This window comes from Microvirga aerilata (assembly GCF_016743775.1).
Lineage (GTDB): Bacteria > Pseudomonadota > Alphaproteobacteria > Rhizobiales > Beijerinckiaceae > Microvirga > Microvirga aerilata.
On record NZ_JAEQMY010000199.1, the window covers coordinates 1 to 3,684 of the forward strand.

The 3,684-nt window shown below is 59.0% G+C and carries 5 protein-coding genes; 3 read left to right on the top strand and 2 right to left on the bottom strand.

Annotated features, from left to right (window positions below):
- Positions 1–273: 273 nt before the first annotated feature.
- On the top strand, positions 274–765 hold the full coding sequence (locus JKG68_RS31340; protein ID WP_202066243.1) for a c-type cytochrome: 492 nt from the start codon (positions 274–276) through the stop codon (positions 763–765).
- Positions 766–859: 94 nt separating this feature from the next.
- Here JKG68_RS31340 and JKG68_RS31345 read toward each other — a convergent pair whose 3' ends face one another.
- A complete protein-coding gene (locus JKG68_RS31345) occupies positions 860–1,459 on the bottom strand; it encodes a nucleotide-binding protein (RefSeq protein WP_202066245.1) in 600 nt (199 codons plus the stop codon).
- Positions 1,460–1,502: 43 nt separating this feature from the next.
- Entirely contained in the window at positions 1,503–1,880 is a 378-nt protein-coding gene (locus JKG68_RS31350; RefSeq protein ID WP_202066248.1) for an HPF/RaiA family ribosome-associated protein, read from the bottom strand.
- Between the two features lie 466 nt (positions 1,881–2,346).
- On the opposite strand from JKG68_RS31350, the gene JKG68_RS31355 reads away from it, so the two are divergent.
- The gene (locus JKG68_RS31355) at positions 2,347–2,601 is read left to right on the top strand and encodes a hypothetical protein (RefSeq protein WP_202066250.1); all 255 of its coding nucleotides are present in this window, start codon (positions 2,347–2,349) and stop codon (positions 2,599–2,601) included.
- A 12-nt stretch (positions 2,602–2,613) separates the two neighbouring features.
- Positions 2,614–3,048 (top strand): hypothetical protein, encoded by a 435-nt coding sequence (locus tag JKG68_RS31360; RefSeq protein ID WP_202066252.1) that lies wholly within the window; start codon positions 2,614–2,616, stop codon positions 3,046–3,048.
- The last annotated feature ends 636 nt before the right edge of the window (positions 3,049–3,684 follow it).

Here is a 3,684-nt window from a genome sequence, read left to right on the forward strand (position 1 = left end):
AACACCCGCATCTCACCACCTCCTGGAGGACCTCAGCCAATGTGAGGGAAGTATGCTCAACGAGGAGTTAACGCCGGCGGCACGGGGACGCTTTCACTGCGCTGACCCTGTTCCGAGGCTCTAAGGACTTAGCCGGCTAAATAATTTCGCATACTTAGGGTTTTGGCAAGAAGTCTATTGTCGCTTCCAGGGTCACTCTACGCCTTATGCGCACTTCACTCCAGCTTGACCTCTGCCATCTTGGCTGGGGCCAACCTTGGACAGAGAAGCGCCATGAGACCAATCATCTGGACCGCTCTGGCAGCCGGCAGCCTCCTCATGTCAGGCTCACCGGCATTCGCACAGACGCAAACTCAACGCGGCGAGTACCTCGCGACCATCATGGACTGCACGGGCTGCCACACACCTGGAACCTTCCTTGGCAAGCCCGACATGCAGCGCTACTTAGGCGGATCAGAGGTTGGATTTCAGATCCCGGGGCTCGGGATCTTCTACCCGCCCAACCTCACGCCCGATCCCGAGACCGGGCTGGGCAAGTGGAGCGAGGCCGACATCATCAAGGCTGTGCGAACCGGTGTCAGGCCGGATGGGCGTCAGCTCGTGCCGATCATGCCGTATCACTCCTACGGCAAGCTCACGGACGGAGATGCCCGGGCTCTCGCCAGCTATCTCAAGAGCCTGAAGCCCGTGCAGAACCAGGTTCCCGGCCCGGTCGGAGCAAACGAGAAACCCACAGCGCCGTATTTGACCGTTGTCATGCCCTAGCGGGCAAGGTTCATGAGATTGCTCTTAGAGGGACTGCCGTGCCCTCATCATCGGCTACGTCAATGGCATCCAGCCTGCGCAGCCGTGCGGTGAGTCAATGCAGAACTGCACGCACCTCTTCGGCAGCCTTTCCCAAGGAATTGAACTCAGTTACGCCTAAACCTGATGCAAGAGCGTCGACATGGTCGGACCGATACGCCAGCGACGGGTCACATAAGCCCCCGAGCAGTTGCAGTGCCATGCGTGCATTGGTGGTCCGGCTCGTTCGGCCGCCGGTGGGACACTGATTGAGAACGAACGCAAAGGGCTTGTTGCGCTCATTCAGGTACCGAACAGTAGGCTTGCTAGCCTCAATATCGGCGACGCTGGGCCGGACCGGCAGCAAGCAGAAGTGCGCTTCTCTCATCGCTGCTGACGCTGCATGACCGTCCGCCCCAGGCGTATCGATGATGGCAAGGTCGTAACCCTGCCGGCTAAGAGTGTAGAGGTGGGAAGAAAGGTAGGTCCAGGAGGGCGAGTGGACCTCTGGTAGTTCCGCGCTGCGCCGCTTGTACCATTCTCCAGCTGTCCCCTGTGGGTCAACGTCGAGAACAGCCACTTTCAAGCCGCACTCCGCCGCAGCTACGGCCAGTGAGACAGCAAGGCTACTCTTGCCGGTCCCGCCCTTCTGGGTGACGAAAGAGACGATATGCATCTGAGTTTCTCCGCCCAAACCCTGATTGGCTGCACGCCTCTGGTCACATCATCGACAGTGAGCTTGAAGCATCCCAAGGGGGCATAGCTTTACCAGTCCGGCTCGCCGTGCTCTCACGCAGCTCGCGCTTGGCTCTTCGAAGCTGGCTTTCGGCCTCTCCCAGCGCCTCGTTGAACGCAACCTGGCAGTCCTCGTGCTGGCCCTCGGCGCTCACCATCCTAAGCTCGGCCAACTGGATCTCGACGGCGCAGTGGAACAACGTGCCGTCACGACTCACGTTTACCGATGCCGTGGTGAGCCGCCCGAAGTACTTGATGGTTGTGCGAAGGATGCTCCGCTCGGCAAGCTCACGAAATGCGTTTCCCAGGTCAATGTTCGAGCTGTGGACGGTAATCGCCTTGCTTACAGTCTGCAGGTCCATTCCACTCTCCTGTGTGGGTGGCTGGGCAGGAAGGTCAGGCTCACCCATTCATCGACTGAGCTCGACGATGCATAAGAAGGCCTTCTACCATCTCAAAAGAAGAGCGCCCATTCGGCTGGCGCTCTTAGGTAGGTCGCTGATGCGACCGTTTCAGGGAGAACGACCGTGCCAAGAGGCACAAGGTCAGGCTGCGCCCGAATGGTAAACGAACCATTACTGGAACAACCACGCGGACGATTATCTGCCTCCCTGCCCTGATCATGAGCCTTGGCTTGAGGTTCACTCCAGCCGAGCAGCATCCAGACACCCTGGCTGTCACTCATTGAGTACCGCAGCCGAACGAGGGCTCTTGCTAAAAGCCTCTTCATCAGCCGTGCCGCTTTGGAAGGCCTGATACGCAACTCAGCCTGGTGGTGCTATAGCAGCTGATCGTAAACTGTACAGGCTCGGAAAGAACAGCATAGACATGACTTACAAGCTCTCTCGGCTCGCACCTGGCAGCTATGACGTGCTGCTTAACGGGGTCATCATCGCCAGTCTGGTGCGCAGTGGCGACACTGACAACGCAACCTGGACGGCGGAGCTTCTCGTGGACCTGCCTGTCGGGGAGAGGCCTGCTCCCTTCACGGAGATGGAGCATGCGTTTGGCAGCTTGGAGGAGGCCCGGCGGTGGCTCGGCGATGCTGAGATCCGGGATGCAGACGCGCACAGCAAGATCTGAGGACCCTCATCGATGCTGATCCATCCAGGCAAGCGGACGCCTCTGGCAAGGGGCAGGCAAGAAGAGTGGGATGCGGCTCGCGAGGCGTATCTGCTCGAGCATTCCCCCGAACTGAAAGAGCACTCTGCCGCCCAGCAAAGAGCGTTGCTCCAGATTGAAGCGGATGCACAAGCTCGCCATCCTGATCCAACCCCGGACGACATCGCCGCAGCCGTTGCGGTGGAGGCTGCCCTTCCCTACCACAAGAGAACAGAGGCTCAGCTACGTCGCAACTTTGAGCCTTTGGCCGCGCATCTGCCTCAGGACATCAGGAGCAAGCGCAAACGGTTCGTACAACGGGAGCAGCGAGCGTGGAACAGAGCCAATCCTAGACCCTTGACAGATGAGAGCCAGCGGGCGCTCACGGCGGAGTTCTTGAAGGCCTACACCAGGGCTGCCCGGTCATAGCTTGCTTCACCACACCCTGCTCGGGCTTACGACTACAGGGATGAGGCTACGCTTCATTGGGAGCCCACCTGTCCTGAATACCCCTTACGGGTGATACAAAATCTCACCTGTGTGGTGTAGGGCTTGCCGGACATACGGCGCACCAACAACTTACAAGAGCGCCGGCCCAGGGAGGCACCATCATGCCGTCGGTTCAGCACCTGGCTTCAGCCAGCTCGTGTGCACGCGATTGCACCTATAAACTTGTTCAGGAACAAGCATCGGACAGCACTCCTCTGCGCTGTGCCAGAGCACCGCCCCGTTCCGGCCTTCCTCCACCCGGAACAGTGGGTCTTCCAACAACCTCTTCCGGCGTCAGACATTGGCCCACCAGGCTTTGACGACAAGGCTGCATCTGTAGGGGTGCGGTTCAATGGCTTTTACCTGTTCCAAGTTACCGCTTCTCAAAGGAAGATGGCTGCTTGATCCTCACCTTTGCAGATGAAGGAGGTTGCGAAGGTTCTTGGCTGGTTACCTACCTGGCCGGTTCACGGTTTCAACTGTCCACGTTGACAATGCAGATGCCAGGTGGCTGGTGGAAAGCCGTCCAGCACTTACAGGCGCGATCTTGGCCGAGATCGTGAAAGGGGACAATCA

Bases quoted from the DNA above. Each gene is read 5' to 3' on its own strand.
- JKG68_RS31340 (WP_202066243.1), top strand. From the start codon at position 274: ATGAGACCAATCATCTGGACCGCTCTGGCAGCCGGCAGCCTCCTCATG.
- JKG68_RS31360 (WP_202066252.1), top strand. From the start codon at position 2,614: ATGCTGATCCATCCAGGCAAGCGGACGCCTCTGGCAAGGGGCAGGCAA.
- JKG68_RS31350 (WP_202066248.1), bottom strand. From the start codon at position 1,880: ATGGACCTGCAGACTGTAAGCAAGGCGATTACCGTCCACAGCTCGAAC.
- JKG68_RS31355 (WP_202066250.1), top strand. From the start codon at position 2,347: ATGACTTACAAGCTCTCTCGGCTCGCACCTGGCAGCTATGACGTGCTG.
- JKG68_RS31345 (WP_202066245.1), bottom strand. From the start codon at position 1,459: ATGCATATCGTCTCTTTCGTCACCCAGAAGGGCGGGACCGGCAAGAGT.